At 65.6% G+C, this 2,895-nt stretch carries 3 protein-coding genes; all 3 read left to right on the forward strand.

Annotated elements, in window-relative coordinates; translation table 11 throughout:
* Positions 1-1,247: 3-deoxy-D-manno-octulosonic acid transferase (locus B2W70_RS02595; RefSeq protein ID WP_286742547.1), on the forward strand; the 1,247-nt coding region annotated here is incomplete at its 5' end.
* 111 nt (positions 1,248-1,358) lie between these two features.
* A complete protein-coding gene (locus B2W70_RS02600) occupies positions 1,359-1,916 on the forward strand; it encodes an FxDxF family PEP-CTERM protein (RefSeq protein ID WP_058087848.1) in 558 nt (185 codons plus the stop codon).
* A gap of 181 nt (positions 1,917-2,097) precedes the next feature.
* Positions 2,098-2,895 (forward strand): EpsD family peptidyl-prolyl cis-trans isomerase (locus B2W70_RS02605; RefSeq protein ID WP_286742552.1); only part of this gene is annotated, 798 nt, incomplete at its 3' end.

Raw genomic sequence — 2,895 nt, forward strand, 5'->3', positions numbered from 1 at the left:
GGTCGCGCGGGCTGCAAGAGCCGGGCTACCGGCGCTGGTGGCCGCAGCGCCTGGGCTGGCACAGCGGCCCGGCGTGGACTCGCAGCGGTCAGGCCCCTGTGGTCTGGTTGCATGCGGTCTCCCTGGGTGAGACCCGGGCTGCCACGCCGCTCATCCAGGCTCTGCGAGCCAGCTTGCCCGGCATGCGCTTGCTGCTGACCCACACCACGGCCACCGGTCGCGATGCTGGGCAGCCGTTGATGGCGCCCGGCGATGCCCAGGCGTGGCTGCCTTTCGACACCCCTGGTGCGGTGCGGCGCTTCCTGGCGCATTTCCAACCCGACGTTGGCGTGTTGATGGAAACCGAGGTCTGGCCGAACCTGATGCACGGCGCTCACCGCCTGGGCATCCCCATGGTGCTGGCCAATGCGCGCTTGAGCGACAAGAGCCTGCGCCAGGGCGAGCGCTTCGCTTCGTTGTTGAAACCGGCGGCCTCTGCCCTGAGCCTGACCCTGGCTCAGACCGAGGGCGACGCGGCCCGTTTGCGGCAGATGGGGGCCCATCCTGTTGAAGTGATGGGCAACGTCAAGTTCGACATGACCCCGCCTGCGGCATTGCTGGCACGGGGGCGCGCCTGGCGCGATGCCCTGGGGCGGCCGGTCGTGCTGGCGGCCAGCACCCGTGAGGGCGAAGAGGCGTTGCTGCTCCCTGCCTGGCGCAAGCTGCTGGATGAGATGCCGGCGAGTTCGGCGCCCAGGTTGATGATCGTGCCGCGTCACCCTCAGCGGTTTGACGAGGTGGCCTCTGCCATCGAAGCGATGGGGTGGCGGGTGTCAAGGCGCAGCGCGTGGGGCCCGGTTGGCTGCGATGCCGTACCGGATGCCCATGCCTTGTCGGCCGATGTCTGGCTGGGTGACAGCATGGGAGAGATGCCCGCGTACTACGCCTGCGCCGACATCGGTCTGCTGGGCGGCAGTTTTGCCCCCCTGGGCGGGCAGAACCTCATCGAAGCAGCGGCCTGTGGTTGCCCCCTCGTTCTGGGCCCCTCGACCTTCAACTTTGCCGAGGCGGCAGAGCAGGGGTTGGCCGCTGGGGCGGCTTGGCGCGTGGCCAATTTTGACGAGGGGTGTCGGCGCGTGTGGCAAGCCTTGCAAGGCGGCGCTCTCCCTGCTTCGCGGGAGGCTGCTTTGACGTTTGCCGCCAGCCATCAGGGGGCAGCCGTCCGGATGGCCCTGGCGATCAAGCCATTCTTGCGTCAAGTGAAATAAAGGGTAAACGCGGGTTGGTCGCTGTGCACGATGGCACGCAAACGGGGGATAGCAAACGGAAACATTTCCCGATATCGTTCACCCATCAACAGTTCCTTCGGGAGAAGAACAATGAACGGTCTGCACAAGTTCCTCGGTGGCGTCGTCGCCTCCACCGTCCTGGCGGCTTCGGCTTTCGCCCAGGTCACCACCACCACGAACCTCGGCCAACTCTCGTCCACCCCGACGAACTTCGGCAACACGTTCAACAAGTCGCTGGACTTCAGCGACGTCTACACCTTCTCCATCGCCAGCAACGGCTCGGTGGGCGTTACCACGAACGATGCCAGCACGTTCCGCGCCTTCATCGACTTCCGCGACGTGGACATCACCAGCCTGATCCTCTACAAGGGCACGACCGCCAGCCCGGTCACCGTGCTGGACTACGACCTGTACGTCCCCCAGTACAACACCTTCACGTTCTCTGGTCTGACCGCCGGCACCTACTCGCTGGCCGTCAATGGTCACGTGACCCTGGGTGCAGGTTCGTGGGACACGGCTTCTTACGCCGGTCAGATCTCGACCACCGCTGTGGCTTCTCCCGCTCCTGAAGCTTCCGACGTCGCCATGACGCTGGTGGGCCTGGCTGGTGTGGGCCTGATGCTGCGTCGCCGCAAGCAACAAGCTTGATTCGGGTTTGATGATCGATGAAACGGGCCTTCGGGCCCGTTTTTCTTTGGCTCTTGGCAACGTGACACCGAGCAACCGGATCCACCATGTGACAAGATGCCAAGCTGTCATGGCAACGAGGTGAAAGCACATGGTGCGATGGAGCAAGGGGCGGATGGTGCTGGGCGCGAGTCTGGTGGCGATGCTGACGTTGGCGGGCTGCAACCGCGGCGGCGGCGCGGGAGGTGCGGTGGATTCGCAAATCGCGGCACAGGTCAACCAAGGCGAGATTTCCGTTCACCAGGTTCAGGCCTTGCTGCGAGCCCAGCCTGGGGTCGCGGCGCAATGGGGCGAGAAGGCGGCCGACCGCGCCCTCGACGTGTTGATCGAGCAGGAACTGGCGGCCCAGGCCGCTGCCAAAGCTGGCCTCGACAAGCAGCCGCAGGTGATCCAGTCGCTGGCGCTGGCGCAGCGCGAGGTGTTGGCTCGGGCGTTCCAGGATCAGCTTGCTGAAAAGGCCCGCCTGCCTGACACGGCGGCGATCAACAACTACTACGACGAGCACCCTGAGCTGTTTGCTCAGCGCAAGGTGTATCAGCTGGAAGAAACCGTGGTCAGGCCAGGCTCGGCGAGCGAAGCCGATGCACTCGTGCGCGAGTTGCCGGCCCTGGCCAACCTGGAAGCGCTGAACCTGCACTTGACGGCCAAGGGCTTGCGAAAGGCCTCTCAGCGGGTCACCGTGGCCGCAGAGAACGTGCCCATGGACTGGTTGCCCAAGCTGGCGCAGTTGCCTGTGGGGCGCTCTCTGGCCTCCACCCGCGGTGACGCGGTCGTGGTCTGGACGCTGATCGCCGCTGAAGAAGCTCAAATGCTGCTGGCCCAGGCCAAACCCGCCATCCAGGCTGCGTTGGTGCGCCAGGCGCGCCAGCAAGCCATCCAGGAAGGCATGAAGAAGCTGCGCGATGAGGCGAAGATCGAGCGGCGAGCCACGTCGGCCGCC

The sequence above is a fragment of the Aquabacterium sp. UBA2148 genome (assembly GCF_002328915.1).
GTDB lineage: Bacteria > Pseudomonadota > Gammaproteobacteria > Burkholderiales > Burkholderiaceae_C > Aquabacterium > Aquabacterium parvum.